At 74.0% G+C, this 21,837-nt stretch carries 18 protein-coding genes and 1 riboswitch; of the genes, 11 read left to right on the top strand and 7 right to left on the bottom strand.

Translation table 11 applies throughout. From position 1 onward, the window contains the following. Nucleotides 1–145: 145 nt before the first annotated feature. From NOD94_RS16350 to NOD94_RS16340, 3 genes are all read right to left on the bottom strand, one after another. On the bottom strand, nucleotides 146–925 hold the full coding sequence (locus NOD94_RS16350; RefSeq protein ID WP_281206655.1) for an enoyl-CoA hydratase/isomerase family protein: 780 nt from the start codon (nucleotides 923–925) through the stop codon (nucleotides 146–148). Between the two features lie 183 nt (nucleotides 926–1,108). After that, nucleotides 1,109–1,330 carry a helix-turn-helix domain-containing protein gene (locus tag NOD94_RS16345; RefSeq protein WP_007263382.1) on the bottom strand — a complete coding sequence of 74 codons (222 nt, stop codon included), beginning with the start codon at nucleotides 1,328–1,330 and terminating at the stop codon, nucleotides 1,109–1,111. Nucleotides 1,331–1,682: 352 nt separating this feature from the next. Next, the gene (locus tag NOD94_RS16340; protein WP_281206654.1) at nucleotides 1,683–3,281 is read right to left on the bottom strand and encodes an ABC-F family ATP-binding cassette domain-containing protein; all 1,599 of its coding nucleotides are present in this window, start codon (nucleotides 3,279–3,281) and stop codon (nucleotides 1,683–1,685) included. Nucleotides 3,282–3,585: 304 nt separating this feature from the next. On the opposite strand from NOD94_RS16340, the gene NOD94_RS16335 reads away from it, so the two are divergent. Together NOD94_RS16335 and NOD94_RS16330 are read left to right on the top strand one after the other, a co-directional pair. Then, nucleotides 3,586–4,476, top strand: coding sequence for a neutral zinc metallopeptidase (locus NOD94_RS16335; protein WP_281206653.1), 891 nt, complete (start codon nucleotides 3,586–3,588; stop codon nucleotides 4,474–4,476). 76 nt (nucleotides 4,477–4,552) lie between these two features. Next, nucleotides 4,553–4,948: a VOC family protein gene (locus tag NOD94_RS16330; protein ID WP_281206652.1), complete on the top strand. Its 396-nt coding sequence runs from the start codon at nucleotides 4,553–4,555 to the stop codon at nucleotides 4,946–4,948. 37 nt (nucleotides 4,949–4,985) lie between these two features. Here NOD94_RS16330 and NOD94_RS16325 read toward each other — a convergent pair whose 3' ends face one another. Both NOD94_RS16325 and NOD94_RS16320 read right to left on the bottom strand, forming a co-directional pair. Continuing rightward, complete coding sequence (locus NOD94_RS16325; protein ID WP_281206661.1) at nucleotides 4,986–6,326, bottom strand: hypothetical protein; 1,341 nt, start codon at nucleotides 6,324–6,326, stop codon at nucleotides 4,986–4,988. 242 nt (nucleotides 6,327–6,568) lie between these two features. Beyond that, nucleotides 6,569–7,699, bottom strand: a complete 1,131-nt coding sequence (locus NOD94_RS16320) for a hypothetical protein (protein WP_281206651.1) — start codon at nucleotides 7,697–7,699, stop codon at nucleotides 6,569–6,571. A 385-nt stretch (nucleotides 7,700–8,084) separates the two neighbouring features. Between NOD94_RS16320 and NOD94_RS16315 the strand changes: the two genes are divergently transcribed. The 7 genes from NOD94_RS16315 (at nucleotide 8,085) to NOD94_RS16285 (ending at nucleotide 16,751) form a co-directional block, all read left to right on the top strand. Further along, complete coding sequence (locus NOD94_RS16315) at nucleotides 8,085–9,359, top strand: inorganic phosphate transporter (RefSeq protein ID WP_281206650.1); 1,275 nt, start codon at nucleotides 8,085–8,087, stop codon at nucleotides 9,357–9,359. Nucleotides 9,360–9,387: 28 nt separating this feature from the next. Continuing rightward, entirely contained in the window at nucleotides 9,388–9,609 is a 222-nt protein-coding gene (locus NOD94_RS16310) for a hypothetical protein (RefSeq protein WP_281206649.1), read from the top strand. Nucleotides 9,610–9,736: 127 nt separating this feature from the next. Beyond that, nucleotides 9,737–9,893, top strand: a riboswitch (cobalamin riboswitch). 35 nt (nucleotides 9,894–9,928) lie between these two features. After that, nucleotides 9,929–10,891 carry a cobalamin biosynthesis protein gene (locus NOD94_RS16305; RefSeq protein WP_281206648.1) on the top strand — a complete coding sequence of 321 codons (963 nt, stop codon included), beginning with the start codon at nucleotides 9,929–9,931 and terminating at the stop codon, nucleotides 10,889–10,891. Continuing rightward, nucleotides 10,888–12,450: a cobyric acid synthase gene (locus NOD94_RS16300; RefSeq protein WP_281206647.1), complete on the top strand. Its 1,563-nt coding sequence runs from the start codon at nucleotides 10,888–10,890 to the stop codon at nucleotides 12,448–12,450. Before NOD94_RS16305 ends, NOD94_RS16300 begins: the two co-directional genes overlap by 4 nt. 169 nt (nucleotides 12,451–12,619) lie before the next feature. Continuing rightward, nucleotides 12,620–14,767 carry a putative cobaltochelatase gene (locus tag NOD94_RS16295; RefSeq protein WP_281206646.1) on the top strand — a complete coding sequence of 716 codons (2,148 nt, stop codon included), beginning with the start codon at nucleotides 12,620–12,622 and terminating at the stop codon, nucleotides 14,765–14,767. Next, complete coding sequence (gene cobO, locus NOD94_RS16290) at nucleotides 14,767–15,366, top strand: cob(I)yrinic acid a,c-diamide adenosyltransferase (RefSeq protein WP_281206645.1); 600 nt, start codon at nucleotides 14,767–14,769, stop codon at nucleotides 15,364–15,366. The genes NOD94_RS16295 and cobO overlap by 1 nt, the downstream gene beginning before the upstream one ends. Further along, nucleotides 15,366–16,751, top strand: a complete 1,386-nt coding sequence (locus NOD94_RS16285) for a cobyrinate a,c-diamide synthase (protein ID WP_281206660.1) — start codon at nucleotides 15,366–15,368, stop codon at nucleotides 16,749–16,751. The genes cobO and NOD94_RS16285 overlap by 1 nt, the downstream gene beginning before the upstream one ends. A gap of 13 nt (nucleotides 16,752–16,764) precedes the next feature. Here the strand turns inward: NOD94_RS16285 and NOD94_RS16280 are convergent, their stop codons facing one another. Continuing rightward, nucleotides 16,765–17,490 (bottom strand): ZIP family metal transporter, encoded by a 726-nt coding sequence (locus NOD94_RS16280; RefSeq protein ID WP_281206644.1) that lies wholly within the window; start codon nucleotides 17,488–17,490, stop codon nucleotides 16,765–16,767. A 173-nt stretch (nucleotides 17,491–17,663) separates the two neighbouring features. Here NOD94_RS16280 and cobC point away from each other — a divergent pair, with 173 nt between their 5' ends. Further along, complete coding sequence (gene cobC / locus NOD94_RS16275) at nucleotides 17,664–19,073, top strand: Rv2231c family pyridoxal phosphate-dependent protein CobC (RefSeq protein ID WP_281206659.1); 1,410 nt, start codon at nucleotides 17,664–17,666, stop codon at nucleotides 19,071–19,073. 417 nt (nucleotides 19,074–19,490) lie between these two features. Further along, on the top strand, nucleotides 19,491–20,654 hold the full coding sequence (locus NOD94_RS16270) for a CapA family protein (protein ID WP_281206658.1): 1,164 nt from the start codon (nucleotides 19,491–19,493) through the stop codon (nucleotides 20,652–20,654). Between the two features lie 121 nt (nucleotides 20,655–20,775). Here the strand turns inward: NOD94_RS16270 and NOD94_RS16265 are convergent, their stop codons facing one another. Further along, complete coding sequence (locus NOD94_RS16265) at nucleotides 20,776–21,729, bottom strand: SCO1860 family LAETG-anchored protein (RefSeq protein WP_281206643.1); 954 nt, start codon at nucleotides 21,727–21,729, stop codon at nucleotides 20,776–20,778. Nucleotides 21,730–21,837: the final 108 nt, after the last annotated feature.

Below are 21,837 nucleotides of genomic sequence, written 5' to 3'. Positions count from 1 at the left end.
CCCCCCCCCCCCCCCCCCCCCCCCCCCCCCCCCCCCCCCCCCCCCCCCCCCCCCCCCCCCCCCCCCCCCCCCGGGCCAGCCGGGCCGGGACGGGCCGGGCCGGGCCGGGCGGAGGTCTCGGCGGTCGGACCCGCGGGGTGGCGGGTCAGTCCGACAGGCCCGCCAGGTCGCGCAGTCGGCGGCCCTGCGCGGCGCGCTCGGCGGCGCGCTGGGCGTCGTACGACCGGGACGTGGCGTCGCGGAGCAGCGCCTTGGTCTCGATGACCGCGTCGCGGGGCGGAGCGAGCAGTGCGCCGGCGAGGTCCTGGACGGCGGCGTCGAGCTCGTCGGCGGGGACGACCAGGTTGGCCAGGCCGATGCGCTCGGCCTCCTCGGCGTGCACGAAGCGTCCCGTGGCGCAGATCTCCAGCGCCCGGGCGTAGCCGACCAGCGCGGTCAGCGGTTGGGTGCCCCCGAGGTCGGGGACGAGGCCCAGGCTGGTCTCGCGCATGGCGAACTGCACGTCGTCCGCCACCACCCGCAGGTCGCACGCGAGCGCGAGCTGGAAGCCGGCGCCGATCGCATGCCCCTGCACGGCGGCCACGGAGACGATGTCATTGCGTCGCCACCAGGTGAAAGCCTCCTGGTACTCGGCGATGGTGGAGTCGAGCAGGTCATCCGCACCACGTGCCAGATCGAGGAAGGACGGCTCACCCTCGAAACCCTCGGGAGCGAACGCCTGCCGGTCGAGCCCCGCGGAGAAGGACTTGCCCTCGCCGCGCAGGACCACGACCCGGACGGTGCCCGGCAGTGACTGTCCGGCCTCCGCCAACGCCCGCCAGAGCGCGGGGGACTGGGCGTTTCGCTTGGCCGGATTGGTCAGGGTCACCGTGGCGACCGAGTCGTCGATGGTGAGCCGTACGCCGTCCTTGTCGAGCAGAGCCATCTGGTGCCTCCGGTGTGCAGTCGGCCGCATGCTCGGCCTAAGTGACTGCACAGTAACCACCCGATCGACCACAGGGCCGACCGGGGGTCACCGAAGGAACCGTGCGTGGAACGGAATCTTCAACCCATCAAGCATGGAGCCGTCGAGCTTCTCCGGCACCACCCCGGGCCTCCCGGCACGGGGTCAGGCCGCAGCCGCCTTCTTGCCACGTGTCGCGCCACCGCGACCTCGCAGCGTGACTCCGGACTCACTGAGCATCCGATGGACGAATCCGTAGGACCGGCCGGTCTCTTCGGCCAGCGCCCGGATACTCGCACCGGAGTCGTACTTCTTCTTCAGGTCTGCCGCGAGCTTGTCGCGCGCGGCGCCGGTTACCCGGCTGCCCTTCTTCAGAGTCTCGGCCACCCGTGCCTCCTCATGGGAAGTGCGCTCTGGACTTCTCATGATCACCCCTCTCCGGCTTCCTGGCCACCCATTCAGCAAGGTCGGTACGACGGCATTTCCCGAAGGGTGGACACCCGAGCAGAACGGAATCTTCTCTTCCGTCGCATGACCTCCGTCACACTCCCTCGACGTCAGGAGGAATCACCAGGTCAGGGGCGGAGGGAGGGAAACGGAAGACCCCGGTCGCGCATCCTCGGGGATGCGGCCGGGGTCGTCGTGCAGCACGCAACGGTACGAGACCGTCTCACTCAGATGATGGATCACGCCTGAGCCGAATGATCCATAAGGAACTGGATCAACCCTTCGGCGCCGGTCAGGCGAGGGCGACCAGGTCCCGGTAGTCCGGGCCCCACAGGTCCTCGACGCCGTCCGGGAGCAGGATGATGCGCTCCGGCTCCAGGGCCTCCACCGCGCCCTCGTCGTGGGTGACGAGGATGACGGCGCCCTTGTAGGTCCGCAGCGCGCCCAGGATCTCCTCGCGGCTGGCCGGGTCGAGGTTGTTCGTGGGCTCGTCGAGGAGCAGGACGTTCGCCGAGGAGACGACCAGGGTGGCCAGGGCCAGTCGGGTCTTCTCGCCGCCGGAGAGCACGCCCGCCGGCTTGTCCACGTCGTCGCCGGAGAACAGGAACGAGCCGAGGGTCTTGCGCACCGCGACCAGGTCCAGGTCGGGCGCGGAGGAGCGCATGTTCTCCAGGACGGTGCGCTCGGGGTCGAGCGTCTCGTGCTCCTGCGCGTAGTAGCCGAGTTTGAGGCCGTGACCGGGGACGACGCTGCCGGTGTCCGGCTTCTCCGTGCCCGACAGCAGGCGCAGCAGCGTGGTCTTGCCGGCGCCGTTGAGGCCGAGGATGACCACGCGCGAGCCCTTGTCGATGGCCAGGTCGACGTCGGTGAAGATCTCAAGCGAGCCGTAGGACTTCGACAGGCCCTCGGCCGTCAGCGGGGTCTTGCCGCAGGGCGCCGGGTCCGGGAAGCGCAGCTTGGCGACCTTGTCGGAGACGCGGACGGCGTCCAGGCCGGCCAGCAGCCGGTCGGCGCGCTTGGCCATGTTCTGCGCGGCGACCGTCTTGGTCGCCTTGGCGCGCATCTTGTCGGCCTGCGAGTTCAGGGCCGCGGCCTTCTTCTCGGCGTTCTGACGCTCGCGCTTGCGGCGCTTCTCGTCGGCCTCGCGCTGCTGCTGGTAGAGCTTCCAGCCCATGTTGTAGACGTCGATCTGGGCGCGGTTGGCGTCCAGGTAGAAGACCTTGTTGACGACGGTCTCGACGAGGTCGACGTCGTGGGAGATGACGATGAAGCCGCCGCGGTAGTTCTTCAGGTAGTCGCGCAGCCAGACGATCGAGTCGGCGTCGAGGTGGTTCGTCGGCTCGTCGAGGAGCAGGGTGTCGGCGTCCGAGAAGAGGATCCGGGCGAGCTCGACGCGGCGGCGCTGACCACCGGAGAGGGTGTGCAGCGGCTGGCCGAGGACCCGGTCGGGCAGGCCGAGGGCGGCCGAGATGGTGGCGGCCTCCGCCTCGGCGGCGTAGCCGCCCTTGGTGAGGAACTCGGTCTCCTGGCGCTCGTACTGCTTCATCGCCTTGTCGCGGGTGCCCCCGGAGCCGGAGGCGATGCGCTCCTCGTTGGCGCGCATCTTCTTGATCAGCACGTCGAGTCCGCGCGCGGAGAGGATCCGGTCGCGGGCCAGCACGTCGAGGTCGCCGGTGCGCGGGTCCTGCGGCAGGTAGCCGACCTCACCGGACCGGGCGATGGCACCGGCGGCGGGCTGACCCTCGCCCGCGAGGCACTTGGTGAGGGTGGTCTTGCCCGCTCCGTTGCGGCCGACGAGGCCGATGCGGTCACCCTTGGCGACACGGAAGGAAGCGGACTCGATGAGGATGCGGGCGCCGGCACGCAGCTCGATGCCGGTTGCGGTGATCACGGAAATACTCCAGGGCGGTGGGGACGGCGGAAGGGGGGCAGGACGCGCGATGCTTCGACGCCGCTAATCCGCAAGGAGATTTGCCATGCGGACCATTCTACCGGGGGTGCGCAACTACTTTTCGGGGCGCCCGGCGGTCCGGGCCCGCTCCCCCGGTGCGCCGTACCGTCCCCCGTTCGGCCCACGGGCCGGGCGGGCCCGCCGGGGCGCGTACCGGGATGAACGGGTTGATACTCGCCGCAGGGGCGGATGCGTGGCCCCCTTGGCTGCACGAATGGCTGCACGAAGACAGAGGCGGTGCGGGATGCAGTTCGACGACAACGCCCATCTGGACACGTCCGAGGTGAACGACGTGCGCGGCAGCCGCATCCCGGGCGGGAAGGCCACGATCGGTGGCGGACTCGTCGGCATCATCGCCCTGATCATGGGGTTGCTGTTCGGCGTGGGGCCGGAGCAGTTGGGGCTGTCGTCGGGCAACGAGGAGCCGGCGCCGTCCTCCTCTTCCGTCAACCAGGTGCAACAGAGCTGCCGGACCGGGCAGGACGCCAATACGCGCGAGGACTGCCGGCTGGTCGCCGTGGTGAACAGCACACAGGATTTCTGGCGGCAGGAGTTCCAGCGGCGGGGCGGCCGGTACAGCCCGGCGCAGACGGTGTTCTTCACCGGCCGGGTGGGGACCGCCTGCGGGGCGGCCACCTCCGCGGTCGGCCCCTTCTACTGCCCCGCCGACCGGAAGGTCTACCTGGACCTGGGCTTCTTCGACGACCTGCGGACGAAGTTCGGCGCGAGCGGCGGCCCCTTCGCCCAGGCGTACGTGGTCGCCCACGAGTACGGGCACCACATCCAGAACCTGACCGGCACCCTCCAGCGGGCCCAGGACGGGCAGCAGGGCGCGAACAGCAACGCCGTCAAGGTCGAGCTCCAGGCCGACTGCTACGCCGGGGTCTGGGCGCACAACGCGACGAGGACCCCGGACGAGTCCACGGGACGGCCGCTGATCACCACCCTGACCGACCAGGACATCCAGGACGGGCTGGACGCGGCGGCGGCGGTCGGCGACGACCGGATCCAGGAGAAGTTCCAGGGCCGCGTGACCCCCGAGTCCTGGACCCACGGCTCGGCCGAGCAGCGCCGGCAGTGGTTCTACCAGGGCTACCGGACGGGCGACATGGCCCAGTGCAACACCTTCCGCTGACTGCCGACGGCGCCTGCCATGCTGTGGTGCGGGTCACATCGACGCACCAGCACGTCCACGAGAGGAAGTGATCGTCATGGCAGGCGTTCCGTCCATCGTCCCGACCCTGCTCTACCGCGACGCGAAGGCGGCGATCCAGCAGCTGACGGAGGCGTTCGGCTTCACCCAGGTCTCGGTCTACGAGGGGGACGGCGGCACCGTGGTGCACGCCGAGCTGTCGTACGGGAACGGCGCGGTGATGCTGGGCAGCAAGGGCACCGGCGGCGCCTTCGACAAGGCCATGGAGGGCGCCGGGCCTGCCGGGGTCTACGTCGTCGTGGACGACGTGGACGCGCACCACCGCCGGGCCGCCGAGCACGGGGTGGAGATCCTCATGGAGCCGACCGACCAGGACTACGGCTCGCGGGACTACATGGCGCGCGACGGCGAGGGCAACGTCTGGAGCTTCGGCACGTACGCGCCGCAGGTCTGACCCGCGGCGCGCACCCGTCCGTTCGGGTCCGCCCCGGCTACGCGCCGCCGGTGTGGACCTGGAAGGCCGCCCGCCGGACGGCCTTGGCCAGGGCCGGGTCGGGGTGGGCGGCGGCCAGCGCGACCAGGACCTGCACGGTGCGGGGGTGCCCCACCGCGCGGACCTCGTCGAGCAGCCGGGGGACGGTCGTGCGGACGGCCGAGTCGAGGTGGCGCGCCAGCAGGTCGGCCTCGCCGTGGTCGGCGATGGCGGCCGCCGTGTCCACCCAGAGCCAGGTCGACTCCTCGGCGGTGAGGACCTCCTGGGCCTCGTCGGGGTCGACCCCGTCGTGCTCGGCGAGCCACAGCAGGGCGTACGGGCGCAGGGCGGGTTCGCGTACGGCGGCGCGGACCTCGCGCTCGGCGGGGGCGCCGACCACGCGCAGCGCCTCGAAGGCCAGGCCGCGCAGGAGGGCGTCCTCGCCCCGGGCGGCGTGCAGCAGCTCGCTGACGGCGTGCCCGACGGGCCGGGCGGCGAGCCAGGCCTGGTACTCGGCGCGGGCCGGTCCCGGGGTGAGCCGGGCGCAGCCGTGGAGCATGGCTGCGGCGGACTGCTCGATGTTCCCGGCCGGGCTCTGCGCGGCGACGCAGATCTGCTCCAGCTTGACCCAGACGGCCCAGCTGCCGAGCGGGGTGAGGGTGGCCCGCGCGGGGCCCAGGGTGACGGCGTCGACGGCGGCGAGGCCCCCGAGCGCCCAGCGCAGCAGGCGGGCGAGGGGAAGGGGCCGGGATTCGGCGGGTACGGCCTCGCCGGCCGGGTCCCGGGATCCGGCCGGCTCCCCCGCGTACGGGACCTCGCAGCGCTCGTCGCGCAGTTCGGTGACGCGCTGGCCCAGCAGGTCCAGCAGATCGGGGACGGTGACGGGACCGGCCGACAGCTGGAGGAGGGAGAGGAGCTGGGGCATCGCCTCGACGACCTCGGCGACGGCCCCGGGGGCGATGTCGGCGGGGGCGGGGTGGACGAGGGACCAGGCGTCGAAGAGGGCCACCCAGCCGCGCAGGACGGCGGTGTCGTCGCGGTCCCAGGCGCGCAGGCGCCAGCCGGGGCGGGCGTGGCCGCCGTGCACCTCGACGAGGCCGGAGAGTCGGGCGCGGTCCCAGCCGACCCGGATCTGACCGTGCGTCAGGCGTAGTTCCGCGGCGGCCCGTTCCACGTCGGAGGCGGGCAGCGCGCCCGCTGTCGCGGGGCGCCCGCCATCGCCCGCCCCGAGGTTCAGCTCGGCCCAGCGGGCCAGCCGTACCGCGTCGGCGAGGGAGGCGCGGGCCCGGTTCGCCAGGTCTGCCGTGGCGGGGGTGCCCGCCGGCGGCCGGGGGGCCGGCCGGGTTCGCCGGTCGGTCACCGCCTTGCGCGCCGTGGCGACGGAGCGCGGGGAGACGAGTCGGAGTCTGGAGTCGCGAGCCAACTGCTCATCAGGCTTTCGGGACGTCACGGATGCAGTCTCGCCCGTCACTGGCCGAAAGCCCAAACGGAACCAGCCGTTTCCACAGGTCAACCGATGGATGAACCGGGACAATCCACCCTCTACGCCGCGTCCGGCACGACCCCTTCACCCCCGCGCCGCACGGCATGCCCGACGGCGCATCACATGAGGGGGGTGAGGAAGCGGCGCAGCGCCTCCTCGTACCCCGCCGGGTCGACGTTCCACATCGCCCCGTGCGGGGCGCCGCGCACGGTGTGCAGGGTGACCAGGTCGGGCCGGGCGGCGGCCAGCCGCCGGGAGGGCTCCCAGGGGGCGAGGGTGTCGTCGGGCCCGTGGAGGATCAGCACCGGGACGCGCAGCGCCGCCGGGTCCGCGCCCGGCGGCCGGCGGTCGGCGCGCAGCCCGGCCCGACCCTCGGCGGCCCGTACCGCGAGCGGGATCAGGGGGCCGGGGGTGCCGCGGGCGGCGGCGAGGGCGCGCAGGGTCGTGTGCCAGTCCAGGACCGGCGAGTCCAGCACCAGTCCGGAGATCCGGTCGGCCAGCGCGGAGCGTTCGACGGCGTGCAGGGCCATGGTGGCGCCGGTGGACCAGCCGTGCAGGACCACCCGCCGCGCTCCGTAGCGCAGGGCGTAGCGGATGGCGGCGTCCAGGTCCCGCCACTCCGACTCACCGAGGTGGCCGAGGCCGTCCGGGGAGGCGGGGGCACCGAGGTCGCCGCGGTAGGCGAGGTCGAGGACCGGCAGGCGGTTGCGGTGCAGGAAGGGCATGACCACCATCGGGTGCTCCCGGCCGGCGCCGAGCCCGTGGACGGTGATGACCCAGGTGTCCCGGGCCGCGGGCACGAACCAGGCGGGCAGTGCGCCGAGCTCGCCGGGGACGTCCACGTCGGCGTGGTCGAGGCCGAGCGCGGTACGCGGGTTGCCCAGGTGCACCTGGGGGGTGAGCGTGACCCGGGCCCGCGGGGTGAGGCTGCCGTGGGTGACGGCGAGGAGGCGGCGCACGACGGTGTCCGGGTCGCGCGGGACGTCGGGCAGGACGGGGCCGACCACGGCGTGCACGCCGGGCGCGGACAGGCCCCAGGTGCCGGGCAGCAGGGAGGCGAGCGATCGGGTGAGCGTCACCCGGCCCGCGGCGGTGGAGTGGACGCTCAGCCGGGGCCCGCCGGGCAACGGGCGGCCGGGTTCGGGCCGCAGGGCGGCGTCGGCGGCGTACCGGCCGGCCGCGACCGCGGCTGCTCCGGCACCGATCAAGGTCGTTGTGACGGCCGCTGCCGTCGCTGTGGCGGTACGCACGGCTCCAGTGTCGGGGCGGGCCGGCGGTCGGGCCACCGGAGGCGATCCCTTCGCGCCGGCGGCCGACGGAACCGGAACCCGGCCGGAACGCGTTCGGGGTGATGGCCGGAACGGGGTCGGCCGGCGCCGGCCGAGGGCCCTCGCGCGTGATCTGGGTCTCTTCCGTGCCACCGCGGGCAGGTTCCCCGGGCCGGAAGTCCTCCCGGAAGGGGCGTGTTCGCCCCGCTCTGACGTGCACGAATCGCTATATTCGCGGTGGAACCGGGAGATAGGTCCCGATCACACGGCGCACCGGGACACCACTCCGCCCGCCCCAGTTCACCTTCCGTTCATCCAGGTTGCCTACGGTCGCCGAGCCAATGACGTCAAACAGAAGCCTGGGTAAATGGAGCACATAACGCTTCTCCTCGGGATCGTGATCATCACCGCTCTCGTGTTCGATTTCACGAACGGTTTCCACGACACGGCCAACGCGATGGCCACCACCATCTCGACCGGCGCCCTCAAGCCCAAGACCGCGGTCGCCATGTCCGCCGTGCTGAACCTCGTCGGCGCTTTCATGTCCGTGGAGGTCGCCAAGACGATCTCCAAGGGCCTGGTCAACGAGGAAGGCATTCAGCCGGAGGTGATCTTCGCCGCCCTGGTCGGCGCGATCCTCTGGAACCTCGTCACCTGGCTGGTCGGACTCCCCTCCAGTTCTTCCCACGCCCTCATGGGTGGCCTGATCGGTGCCGCGGTCGCTTCCGCCGGCATGGGCGCGGTCAACGGCAGCGTCGTCGTGACGAAGGTGCTGATCCCCGCGATCGCCGCCCCGCTCGTCGCCGGCGTGGCCGCCATGCTGGCCGCGAAGTTGACGTACAAGCTGGGCAACAAGGTCGGCGAGAAGACCTCCGCCAAGGGGTACCGCGCCGGTCAGATCGCCTCGGCCGGTCTCGTCTCCCTCGCGCACGGCACCAACGACGCGCAGAAGACGATGGGCATCATCACCCTGGCGCTGATCGCCGGAAACGCCCTGCCCGCCGGCGCCAACCCGCCGGTCTGGGTCATCGTCTCCGCCGGCCTGGCCATCGCGATGGGCACCTACCTGGGCGGCTGGCGCATCATCCGCACCATGGGCAAGGGCCTCACCGACCTCCAGCCGCAGCAGGGCTTCGCCGCCCAGACCTCGGCCGCGAGCGTCATCCTGGCCTCCTCCACCCTCGGCTTCTCCCTCTCCACCACCCACGCGTGCTCCGGCGCCGTCATGGGTGCGGGCCTGGGACGCAAGGGCGGCGTGGTCCGCTGGTCCACCGCCACCCGCATGTTCATCGCCTGGGGCCTGACCCTGCCGGCCGCCGCGCTCGTCGCCTCCATCGCCGAGCTCGTCATGCGCACCGGTGACATCGGCATCGCCGCGGTCACGGTCTTCCTGGTCGGCTCCTGCTTCGCCATCTGGCTCATCTCCCGCCGTCAGGTCGTCGACCACAACAACGTCAACGAGCTGGAGACCTCCACCGGCGCGACGGACGAGCCGGGTGTCGTCACCACGGCCATGGCAGCCGTCACCGTCCCGCCGACCACCGCCGCGGCCGGTACCACCGCCGCGGTGACCGACGAGGACCTCAAGGCCACCATCCCGGCCTCGACCGCGACCCCCGCGGCTCCGGCCGCAGCGGTCTGACCCCGAGAACGACAGAGGATTCTGCGGTATGAAGATCGACTGGGCATCACTCGGCTCCGTCTTCGGAGTCAGCCTCACCGCCACGGTCGCCCTCGTGGCCCTCTTCACCCTTGGCCTGGTGGGCCTGTCCAAGCACGAGGCCGCCACCGAGCAGGGCGGCGCCGCGGTCATGGCCCGCAGCGGCGCGTATGTCTGCTTCGCGCTCTGCGCGGCGGCCGTGTCGTACGGGATCTACCTGATCGTCAGCTGAGACGGTGCGCCTGAAGCTCCCTCCGGGTCTCCCGGGGGGAGCTTTCGCATGCCCCGGCGCACCCCCGCCCGGCACCCCGCCCGGCACCTGACCGCGCACCCGCCGCAGGTCAACGGCAAGTTGACGGGCGTTCTCGGTGCGTGGTGGACTGCGCGAGCCAATACGGCGGCATGGAAGAGGAAGTCCGGTGCGAATCCGGCGCGGTCCCGCCACTGTCACCGGGGCGGCGCACACGGTGCGCGCCCCGGGAGCCAGGAACTCTCGCCGCCGGACACGTCGAACCAGGGCGCGGACCCTGAGTGAGGACATAGCTGCCACCATGCGTGCCGATCGCGTCTTCGCGTACGGCGCCGCGGCGGGCCTGATCGGCGACCGGATCCTCGGGGATCCGCGCCGAGGGCACCCCGTGGCCGCCTTCGGGAGAGCCGCCGCCGCCGTCGAACGTGCCCTGTGGCGCGACGACCGCGCCCGCGGCGTCCTCCATACCCTGGTGTGCGCCGGGGGCGCGACAGCCGTCGGCGTCCTGGCCGCCCGCGCCGTGCGATCCCGCCCCGCCACCGCCCGCGTCGCCCTGACCGCCGCCGCCACCTGGGCGGTCGTCGGGGGCACCTCGCTGGGCCGGGAGGCCCGTGCCATCGGTGGGGCGCTGGCCGTCGGGGACACCGAGGTCGCCCGTGAACGGCTGCCCCACCTGTGCGGGCGCGACCCCCAGTCCCTGGACGGGCAGCAGATGGCCCGGGCCGTCGTGGAGTCCGTCGCCGAGAACACCTCCGACGCAGTCGTCGGGGCGCTGGTGTGGGGGGCCGTCGCCGGGGTGCCCGGCCTGCTGGCCTTCCGCGCCGTGAACACCCTGGACGCCATGGTGGGCCACAAGTCGCCCCGCCACCTGCGCTACGGCTGGGCGTCCGCCCGCCTCGACGACCTGGCCGGCTGGCCCGGAGCCCGGCTGACGGCGCTCGCCGCCGTCGTGGCCGGTCCCGACCGGCGGGGAGCCGTACGCGCCTGGCGCGCCGACGCCGCCGCCCACCCGAGCCCCAACGCCGGACCGGTGGAGGCCTCCTTCGCGGGGGCCCTCGGCGTCCGGCTCGGCGGCACCCTGTCCTACGGCGGCCGGACCGAGCACCGTGCCGTACTCAACGGGGAGACCGGGCGGCCCGTGGAGGTCGCCGACATCGAGCGGGCCGTACGCCTGTCGCGGCAGGTGACCTGGCTGGCGCTGGGTGCCTGCGTCGCGGGCCGGCTGCTGGTCTCCCGTACCGATCGGAAGGGACGGCGCGCATGAGCGGCGCGAGGCGCGGCGGCGGAATGCTGGTCGCCGGCACCACATCGGACGCGGGCAAGAGCGTGGTCACGGCGGGCATCTGCCGCTGGCTGGCCCGCCGGGGCGTGAAGGTGGCCCCCTTCAAGGCCCAGAACATGTCGCTGAACTCGTTCGTTACCCGGGAGGGCGCCGAGATCGGCCGCGCCCAGGCCATGCAGGCCCAGGCGGCCCGGGTGGAACCGACGGCCCTGATGAACCCGGTGCTGCTCAAGCCGGGCAGCGACCGCAGCAGTCAGGTCGTGCTGCTCGGCAAGCCGGTCGGCGAGATGAGCGCGCGCGGCTTCTTCGGGACGGCGGGCCCCGACCGGATCCCCGGCTCGGCCGCGCCCGGTGGGCACCGCGAGCAGCTCCTCGGCGTCGTCACGGACTGCCTGGAGCAGCTGCGGGGCACGTATGACGCCGTGATCTGCGAGGGGGCGGGCAGTCCGGCCGAGATCAACCTGCGCCGGACCGACATCGTGAACATGGGCATCGCGCGGGCCGCGCGGTTCCCCGTCGTCGTGGTCGGGGACATCGACCGGGGCGGCGTCTTCGCGTCCTTCTTCGGGACGACCGCCCTGCTGTCCCCCGAGGACCAGTCGCTGATCGCCGGATACCTGGTCAACAAGTTCCGGGGCGACGTCTCCCTGCTGGAGCCCGGCCTGGAGATGCTGCGCGGGCTCACCGGCCGGGCGACGTACGGGGTGCTGCCCTTCCAGCACGGGCTGGGCATCGACGAGGAGGACGGGCTGCGGGTCTCCCTGCGCGGAGCCGTCCGGGAGTCCGTGGTGGCCCCGCCCGTCGGCGAGGACGTGCTGCGGGTCGCGGTGTGCGCGGTGCCGCTCATGTCGAACTTCACCGACGTCGACGCCCTCGCCGCCGAACCGGGCGTGGTCGTGCGGTTCGTGGACCGGGCCGAGGAACTGGCCGACGCCGACCTGGTCGTCGTCCCGGGCACGCGCGGCACCGTGAAGGCGCTGGCCTGGCTGCGGGAGCGGGGGCTCGCCGACGCGCTGTCGCGGCGGGCCGCCGAGGGCCGTCCGGTGCTCGGGATCTGCGGCGGCTTCCAGGTACTCGGTGAGCACATCGAGGACGAGGTCGAGTCGAGGGCCGGCGCGGTGGACGGCCTCGGCCTGCTGCCCGTACGGGTCCGCTTCGCCCGGGAGAAGACCCTGGCGCGGCCGGTCGGCTCGGCGCTGGGCGAGCCGGTCGAGGGCTACGAGATCCATCACGGGGTGGCCGAGGTGCTGGGCGGGGAGCCGTTCCTCGACGGCTGTCGCGTCGGCGCCGTGTGGGGCACCCACTGGCACGGCTCGCTGGAGTCGGACGGCTTCCGGCGGGCCTTCCTGCGGGAGGTGGCCGCGGCCGCCGGCCGCCGGTTCGTGCCGGCCCCGGACACCTCGTTCGGGCTGTTGCGCGAGGAACAGCTCGATCTGCTGGGCGACCTGATCGAGGAACACGCCGACACCGCCGGGCTGCTGCGACTCGTCGAATCGGGCGTCCCGGACGGGCTGCCGTTCCTGCCGCCGGGTGCGCCGTGACGGCGCCGCGCGTCCCGGGGGGCCTCCCGGCGGACCCGGGGACCGCGGTGGTGCGCTACGCGGCGGTGGAGCGGCCCCGGACGCACCGGGAACAGAAGAACCCCATGGCCCACGGCCGTCGCGGCTCGATCAGCGACCGGCCCAGTCCACTCGAAGGAGTGATCAGCGGATGAGCAGCACCCACTTCCCCTTCACGGCGGTGGTCGGGCAGGACGACCTGAGGCTGGCGCTCCTGCTGAACGCCGTCAGCCCGGCGGTCGGCGGCGTGCTCGTGCGCGGCGAGAAGGGGACCGCCAAGTCCACCGCCGTGCGCGCGCTCTCCGCGCTGCTGCCGCAGGTGGACGTCGTGCCCGGCTGCCGGTTCTCGTGCGCGCCCGCCTCCCCCGACCCGGCCTGCCCCGACGGTCCCCACGAGCCCGGTGCCGGCAGCGCCCGTCCCGCGCGGATGGTGGAGCTTCCGGTCGGCGCCTCGGAGGACCGTCTCGTCGGCGCCCTCGACATCGAACGGGCCCTCTCCGAGGGCGTGAAGGCCTTCGAGCCGGGCCTGCTCGCCGACGCGCACCGCGGGATCCTGTACGTCGACGAGGTCAACCTCCTGCACGACCACCTGGTGGACGTGCTGCTGGACGCCGCCGCGATGGGCGCCTCGTACGTGGAGCGCGAGGGCGTGTCCGTGCGGCACGACGCCCGCTTCCTGCTCGTCGGCACCATGAACCCCGAGGAGGGCGAGCTCCGACCGCAGCTCCTGGACCGGTTCGGGCTGACCGTCGAGGTCGCCGCGTCCCGCGAGCCCGCCCTGCGGGTCGAGGTGGTGCGCCGCCGGCTCGCGTACGAGGACGATCCCGCGGGCTTCGCCGGCCGCTGGGCCGGGGACGAGCACGAGGTCCGGGCCCGCGTGGTGGCGGCGCGGGCCCTGCTCCCGAAGGTGGTGCTGGACGACACGGCGCTGCTGCGGATCGCGGCCACCTGCGCCGGTTTCGAGGTCGACGGCATGCGCGCCGACATCGTGATGGCCCGTACGGCGACCGCCCTGGCCGCCTGGGCCGGGCGGACGGCCGTCCGCAAGGAGGACGTCCGGCAGGCTGCCCTGCTGGCGCTCCCGCACCGGCGCCGCCGCAACCCGTTCGACGCGCCGGGCCTGGACGAGGACAAGCTCGACGAGATCCTGGACCGCTTCCCCGACGACGAGCCGGACGAGGAGCCCGAGCCCGACCCGGAGCCCGAGGGCCCGGACGACGACGGCCCCGACGGCGGTCCCGACGGCGGCGGCACTCCCCCGCCCGACGAGGGTCCGGGGCAGCCCGCTCCGCCCGCGCCCGAGGGCTCCGGGGACGACCGGTCCCCCGAGGCCGAGCCGTCGGAGCCGTCCGAACCCCGGCCCGAGCCGCAGCCCGCTCAGGGCGAGGCCGGCGCCGACGGGCCCGAGCAGGCCGCCGTACGGGCCTCCGAGCCGTTCCGGACGCGGATGCTCAGCGTGCCCGGACTCGGCGAGGGCGGCGCGGCCGGTCGGCGCTCGCGCGCCCGTACCGCGCACGGCCGGACCACCGGCGCCCGGCGGCCCCGGGGGCAGCTGACGAAGCTGCACCTGGCGGCGACCGTCCAGGCGGCGGCCCCGCACCAGAGGGCCCGCGGGCGCAGCGGAACGGGCCTGGTGGTCCGCAAGGACGACCTGCGGCAGGCGACCCGCGAGGGCCGCGAGGGCAACCTCGTGCTGTTCGTGGTCGACGCCTCCGGCTCGATGGCCGCCCGGCAGCGGATGAGCGCGGTCAAGGGCGCGGTCCTGTCGCTGCTGCTCGACGCCTACCAGCGCCGGGACAAGGTCGGTCTGGTCACCTTCCGGGGTGCGGCCGCCGAGCTGGCGCTGCCGCCGACCTCCTCCGTGGACGCCGCCGCGGCCCGGCTGGAACGACTGCCCACCGGGGGTCGCACCCCGCTGGCCGCCGGGCTGTTGAAGGCCCGCGAGGTGCTGCGGATCGAGCGGCTGCGCGATCCGTCGCGCCGGCCGTTGCTGGTGGTCGTCACCGACGGCCGGGCCACCTCGGCCGGGGGCGTCGGCGGTTCGGCGCAGGGGACGCCCCGCGAGCTGTCCGAGCGCGCCGCCCTGTTGCTCCGGGCGGAGGGGGTCACCTCGGTGGTCGTGGACTGCGAGGCCGGTCCGGTCCGGCTGGGGTTGGCCGGGGTGCTGGCCGCGGACCTCGGTGGTCCGTCCGTCACCCTCGACGGGCTGCGGGCCGACGCGCTGGCCGGGCTCGTGAAGAACGTACGTACCTCGGTGGCGTCCACCGCCGGGCACAGCAGCAACAGGAGGGTCGCGTAATGCCTCAGGGACAGCCGTCCGTCGTTCCGGACGACGGGCTCACGACGCGTCAGCGCCGCAACCGGCCGCTCGTCTTCGTCCACACCGGCCCGGGCAAGGGCAAGTCGACGGCCGCCTTCGGGCTGGCGCTGCGCGCCTGGAACCAGGGCTGGCCGATCGGGGTGTTCCAGTTCGTCAAGTCGGCGAAGTGGAAGGTCGGCGAGGAGAACGCGCTCAAGGCGCTCGGGGAGACCGGCAAGGGCGGCAGCGTCGTCTGGCACAAGATGGGCGAGGGCTGGTCCTGGGTCCAGCGCGACGCGCAGCTCGACAACGAGCAGGCGGCCAAGGAGGGCTGGGAGCAGGTCAAGCGCGATCTGGCGGCCGAGACCCACAAGCTCTACGTGCTGGACGAGTTCGCGTACCCGATGCACTGGGGCTGGATCGACGTGGACGAGGTGATCGAGGTGCTGCGGAACCGGCCGGGCACCCAGCACGTGGTCATCACGGGCCGCAACGCCCCGGAGAAGCTGGTGGAGTTCGCGGACCTGGTCACCGAGATGACCAAGGTCAAGCACCCGATGGACACCGGCCAGAAGGGTCAGAGGGGCATCGAGTGGTGATGTCCGTGAACGTGCCCCGGCTGGTCATCGCCGCGCCGTCGTCCGGCAGCGGCAAGACCACCGTGGCGACGGGCCTGATGGCGGCCTTCGCGGAGCGCGGCCTGGCCGTGTCCCCGCACAAGGCCGGGCCCGACTACATCGACCCGGGTTACCACGCGCTGGCCACCGGCCGCCCGGGCCGCAACCTCGACGCGTTCATGTGCGGGCCGGAGCTGGTGGCGCCGTTGTTCGCGCACGGTTCCGCCGGCTGCGACCTGGCCGTGGTCGAGGGCGTGATGGGGCTGTACGACGGGGCCGCGGGGCGGGGCGAGCTGGCCTCGACGGCGCAGGTGGCGAAGCTGCTGCGGGCGCCGGTGGTGCTGGTGGTGGACGCCTCCTCGCAGTCGCGTTCGGTGGCGGCGCTGGTCCACGGCTTCGCCTCCTTCGACCCGTTGGTCCGTCTCGGCGGGGTGATCCTCAACAAGGTGGGTTCCGACCGGCACGAGGTCATGCTGCGGGAGGCGTTGGAGGAGGCCGGGATGCCGGTCCTCGGCGTCCTGCGCCGGGCCCCGCAGGTGGCGACTCCTTCCCGGCACCTGGGGCTGGTCCCGGTCGCCGAGCGGCGTACGGACGCCCTGGCCTCCGTGGCGGCGCTGGCCGAACAGGTCCGGGCCGGCTGCGACCTGGAGGCGCTGATGGCGCTGGCCCGGACGGCGCCGGCCCTGGAGTGCGAGCCCTGGTCGCCCGGGGCGGCCCTGGTCGAGGAGGGCGGGGAGGCGGCCGCCGGCCCGCTCGACGGGCGGCCCGTCGTGGCCGTGGCGGGCGGGGCGGCCTTCACGTTCTCCTACGCCGAGCACGCGGAGTTGCTCACCGCGGCGGGAGCGCGCGTCGTCACCTTCGATCCGCTGCGGGACGAGGCGCTGCCCGACGGTACGGCCGGCCTGGTGATCGGGGGCGGGTTCCCCGAGGTGTACGCGCCGGAGCTGTCGGCCAACGAGCCGCTCCGCAAGGCCGTCGCCGCGTTCGCCGAAGCGGGCGGGCCGGTGGCCGCCGAGTGCGCGGGGCTGCTCTACCTGGCCCGGAGCCTGGACGGGAAGCCGATGTGCGGGGTCCTGGACGCGGACGCCCGGATGTCGGAGCGGCTGACGCTGGGCTACCGCGAGGCGGTCGCGGTGTCGGACAGCGCCCTGGCCGCCGCCGGTACCCGGCTGCGCGGGCACGAGTTCCACCGGACGGTGATCGAGCCGGGCGCGGGCTCCGCTCCGGCGTGGGGGTTCACCCATCCGGAGCGCCGTGTCGAGGGCTTCGTCCGGGACGGCGTGCACGCCAGCTACCTGCACACCCACTGGGCGGCCCGGCCGTCCGTGGCCCGTCGTTTCGCGGAAGCCGCGGCGCGGCACCGGTGACCGACAGGTGAGTTCACTCCGCGAGGCCCACGACGAGCCAGATGCCCGCCACCCCGCCCACCGTGCACATCAGTGTCGACAGGGCGGGGTGTTCGTGGTGCGCCTCGGGCAGGATCTCGGCCGCCGCCAGGTACAGCAGGACCCCGCCGAAGAAGCCGAGGTACGCGCCCAGAGGTTCCTCCGGAAGGGTGAACAGCAAAGTGGACGCGGCGCCCACGACGGGTGCGGCGGCGTCCGCGAAGAGCATCAGCACGGCCTTGCGGCGGTCGTTCCCGTACAGCCGGGTGAGCGTGTACGTGTTGAACCCGTCGGCGAAGTCGTGGGTGATGACGGCCAGCGCGACAGCGAGCCCCATGCCGCCGCCGACCTGGAACGCGGCGCCCAGCGCAACCCCGTCGGCGAGGCTGTGGCCGACCATCGCGGCGGCCGCGGTGAGCCCGACCTGGGGGACCCGGGTGCCGTCCTCGGCGCCGTGCGCGGCCTGGCGTACGGCCAGCAGGCGTTCCACGACGTGCCCGACGAGGAAGCCGGCCACGAACAGCAGCAGGGCGAGGGGGACGCCGAAGACCTCGCGGCCCGCCGCGTGCATCGCCTCGGGGAGCAGGTCGAGGCCGACGACGCCGAGCATCAGGCCTCCGGCCAGGCCCAGCACGAGGTGGCGGCGGTCGGTGACGCGTTGCGCCGTCCAGCCGCCCGCCAGCGTCATCAGGAACGCGCCCAACGCCACGATCACCGCCATGTGCCCCTGAATACCGACTGCGGGGCACGGGCGCACTTCCGTGTGCGGGTGGCGGACTACGCGGTGTTGACGCGGGAACCCGGTCCGGGGCGAGTGACGAAGGACGTACGGACGGATGGCCGACGGGTGACCGCGACCGTGACGAGAGGGGGAGGATCCCGGTGGGCGACTACGTGACGCGGCTGGTGGTCGGGGTCGGCGGACGCGCGGGGGTTTCCGTGGCGGAGGTCTGCGCGCTGATCGAGGAGACCCTGCGGGGGGCCGGGCTCACCGTGGAGGCGGTGGCGGCGCTGGCGACCGTGGAGGCCAAGACGGCGGAGCCCGGCATCGTGGGTGCGGCGGAACGTTTCGGCGTGCCGTTGGTGGGCCATCCCGCCGAGGAACTCGCGCGGATCTCCGTACCGCACCCGTCGGGGGCCGTGCGCGAGGCCGCGGGGACCGGCTCCGTCGCGGAGGCGGCGGCGCTGGCGGGCGGCGGGGAACTCCTGGTGCCCAAGCGCCGGTCGATGGCGGCGACCTGCGCCGTGGCCACCGTCCAGCCGCACGACCTGCGCCACCACGGGGACGCGGAAGTCCTTGACGCGGGCGGGGCCCTGGTCGACCTGGCGGTCAACGTACGGGCGGACACGCCGCCGGTGTGGCTCAAGGAACGGATCGCGGCCTGCCTCGGGGACCTCGCCGCGTACCCGGACGGTCGGGCGGCCCGCGCGGCCGTCGCCCGGCGGCACGGGCTGCCGACCGAGCGGGTGCTGCTGACGGCGGGGGCCGCGGAGGCGTTCGTGCTGATCGCGCGGGCCCTGGACGCGGTGCGGCCCGTGGTGGTGCACCCGCAGTTCACCGAACCGGAGGCGGCCCTGCGGGACGCCGGGCACCAGGTGGAACGGGTGCTGCTGCGGGCCGCGGACGGCTTCCGGCTGGACCCGGAGGCGGTGCCCGAGGACGCGGACCTGGTGGTGATCGGGAACCCCACCAACCCGACGTCCGTCCTGCATCCGGCGGCGACCTTGGCCGCGCTGGCCCGGCCGGGCCGGATCCTCGTCGTCGACGAGGCGTTCATGGACGCCGTCCCGGGAGAGCGGGAGGCCCTCGCCGGGCGGCTCGACGTGCCGGGCCTGGTGGTGCTGCGCAGCCTGACCAAGACCTGGGGGCTGGCGGGGCTGCGCATCGGCTACGTCCTGGCGGAGCCGGAGGTGATCGCGAAGCTGGCGGCGGCGCAGCCGCTGTGGCCCGTGTCGACCCCGGCGCTGGTCGCGGCCGAGGCCTGCCTGGAGCCGTCCGCGCTGGCGGAGGCCGAGGCGGCGGCGGGGCGGATCGCCGTCGACCGGGCGCACCTGCTGGCCGGGCTCTCGGAGTTCGACGAGGTCACGGTGATGGGAGAGGCCGAGGGGCCGTTCGTCCTGATCCGGGTGGAGGGGGCGATGGAGGTACGGACCCGACTCCGGGCCCTCGGCTTCGCCGTCCGGCGCGGGGACACCTTCCCGGGCCTCGACGGGTCATGGCTGCGGCTGGCCGTCCGCGACCGGGCGACGACGGGCCGGCTGCTCCAGGCCCTGGACCACGCCCTGGCCCTGGCCGGTCGGTAACCGGGGCGGGCGGTAACCGGGGCGGGCGGGCCCGGGACCGGTTGCGGGCCCGAAGGCCGAGGGGGCGACGGCCGGCGGGGTGGCCGGACCGGGACCGTCTGCGGCGTGCGGCCGGGGGCACACGGGGATCCGGGCCTCGATCGACAGCGCGCGGCCCGCGAGTCCCGGATGCCCGGTCCACCGCGCCGGGCTCAGGGCGTACGGCCCCCGGCGGCACCACGGGATCGTGTGGCGCCCGCGGGGCGGGGCGCGGTCCCCGGACGGCGGGCCCCGACGGCGGGGCGCGCGGGGCGCGCCTACGATGGCGGCCCCGGCAGGTGTGCCGACAGTGTGCGACGACAGGGGGCGGCGGCCGTGAAGGCTTCCATACGAATAGGCGTGGCCCTGGCGGGGCTGGTCGTGGCGGGCGGCGCGGCCGTGTACGCGGTCCCGAACCTGCTCGACACCGGCGGCGCGACGGACCAACGGTTCCAGGGCCGGCCAGGGGGGACCGAATCCGGCCCGGCGGCGACCGGCGGCAGCCCCGGAAAGCCGTTCACGCTGGTGGCGACCGGTGACATCATCCCGTACCCGTCGATCATCCAGCGGTCGGCGGCTGACGCGGGCAAGGCGGGCGAGTACGACTTCCGGAAGATACTCGCCGGCGTGAAACCGGTGGTGTCCGCCGCCGACCTGGCGATCTGCCACCACGAGATACCGTACGGGCGACCCGGCGGCCCCTACACCGGGTACCCGACCTTCAAGGCCCCCCACCAGCTGGCCGACGCGCTCAAGGACGCCGGGTACGACAGCTGCTCGACCGCCTCGAACCACACCCTGGACGACGGCTACGACGGCCTCGTCCGCACCCTCGACCACCTCGACCGGGTCGGGATCCCCCACGTCGGTTCCGCCCGCAGCGCCGAGGAGGCCAAGGCCCCCGCCCTGCTCTCGGCGGGCGGCGCGAAGGTCGCCCAGCTGTCGTACACGTACGGCACCAACGGCATCCCGCTCCCCGCGGGCAAGCCATGGGCGGTCAACCTCATCGACCAGCGGCGGATCGTCGACGACGCCCGGGCGGCCCGGGCCGCCGGCGCGAACGTGGTGGTGCTCAGCATCCACTGGGGCACCGAGTGGCAGACCGCGCCCGACCAGCAGCAACGTGATCTGGCGCAGGCGTTGACCGCCTCGCGCTCGGCCGACGGCCTCGCCGACATCGATCTGGTCATCGGCACGCACAACCACGTGCCCCAGCCCTACGAGAAGATCAACGGCACCTGGGTGGTCTTCGGCATGGGCGACCAGGTCGCCAGTTTCGTACCGGCCGACAAGCTGCGCGGCAACCAGTCCTCGATCCCCCGGTTCACCTTCTCCCCCTCGGCGGCGCATCCGGGCCGCTGGGAGGTGGTGAAGGCCGAGTACCTCACGCAGTACTCGGACATGGGGCCCCCGTTCCGGGTGGTCTGCGCCTCCTGTTCGACCTCCGACACCGCCCTCCCGGCGGCGAAGCGCGCCAAGTACGGGCGCATCGACCGGCAGGTCACCGAGGCCGTGACCTCGCGCGGGGCCGGCGCCCAGGGCCTGGAGCACGCCACCCGCTGAGCGGGCCGCGGGAGGGGCGTCGGTCGACGCCCGCTCCCGGTGCGCGCCACCGGCCCCCCACGAGTCCGGCGGGAACTCGCCGCGCCGGGTCACGAACCCCGCGACGCCTTGCCCGCGCCGGTCACGAACCCTGCGGGGCCTTCCCGCGCCGGGTGACCACGAGCGCGCACCCGCCGATGCCGAGCAGGAGCAGCGCGCCGCCCGCCACGTACGGGGTCACCGAACCGGCGCCGGTCTCGGCGAGGTTGGCCTGGGTGGTGGCGGGCTTGCCGCCCGTCCCGGACTGCGGCTTGACGTCGGCGACGGCCGCCGGCTTGGTGTCCGGCTTGGCCACGGGCTCGGCCGACGCGCTCGGGGCCGGGCCCGCCGGGGAGGTGCAGTGCGCCTCGGCGAGCACGATCTCGCCCTCGACCCGCGCCACGTTCAGGTCGAGCGGGTTCACCAGCACCTTGAGCCGCAGCGCGGTCGCGGCGGCCGTGGTGGACGTGGTCCCCGTACTGGAGAGCTGCAGGGTGACCGAGCCGACGCCCGGGACGTCCACCCGGGTGGGACCACCGGCGGACAGGGTGACCTTCTTGCCCAACGCGGTCACGGTGCCGAGGATATTGGAGGTGGCCACCGGCTTCTTGCCCGCTTCGCAGACGGCCTTGGAGGTGACCTTCTCGACCTCGACGAGGGAGAGGGCGGGCAGTCCCGGGACGTGCACGCGGGCCTTCGCGAGGTTGGCCTCGGCCTCGGCCCGGTTCTTGTCCGCGGTCGCCTCGGCGGTGGCGACGTCCGCCTTCAGGACGCTGACCGGCTTGCCCTGCTCGACGCCGTCGAGGGTGACGGTGAGGGCGGTCTTCTGGGCCGTCTCCGGCGCGCTGACCTCGTTCAGGGTGGTCTTCAGCGGGACGTGCACGGTCTTGTTGAGCAGGCTCACGTCCAGTCCGGCCCGCAGGACGACGGCGCCGGAACTGCCCTCGCCCCCACCGCCGGCGCCGCCCGTGGCGAGGGCGGGCGGAGCGGTGAGGAGGGCGACCGCCCCCGCGGCGAGGAGGGCGGCCGCGGGCATGCGGAAGCTGTTGCTGTTCAAGGTGGTGGAACCCCCGGGGAGATGGGAGCCGTCGCGCCGCCAATGGGGGACATTGCGCGCGCCGACGGCCTCGACCCTGGGAATTTTTACGCACTCCGGGTGAACGGG

This window comes from Streptomyces sp. Isolate_45, assembly GCF_024721315.2.
GTDB lineage: Bacteria > Actinomycetota > Actinomycetes > Streptomycetales > Streptomycetaceae > Streptomyces.
Note: the sequence above shows the minus strand (reverse complement) of the source record. Positions and strands in the feature narration are given on the sequence as shown.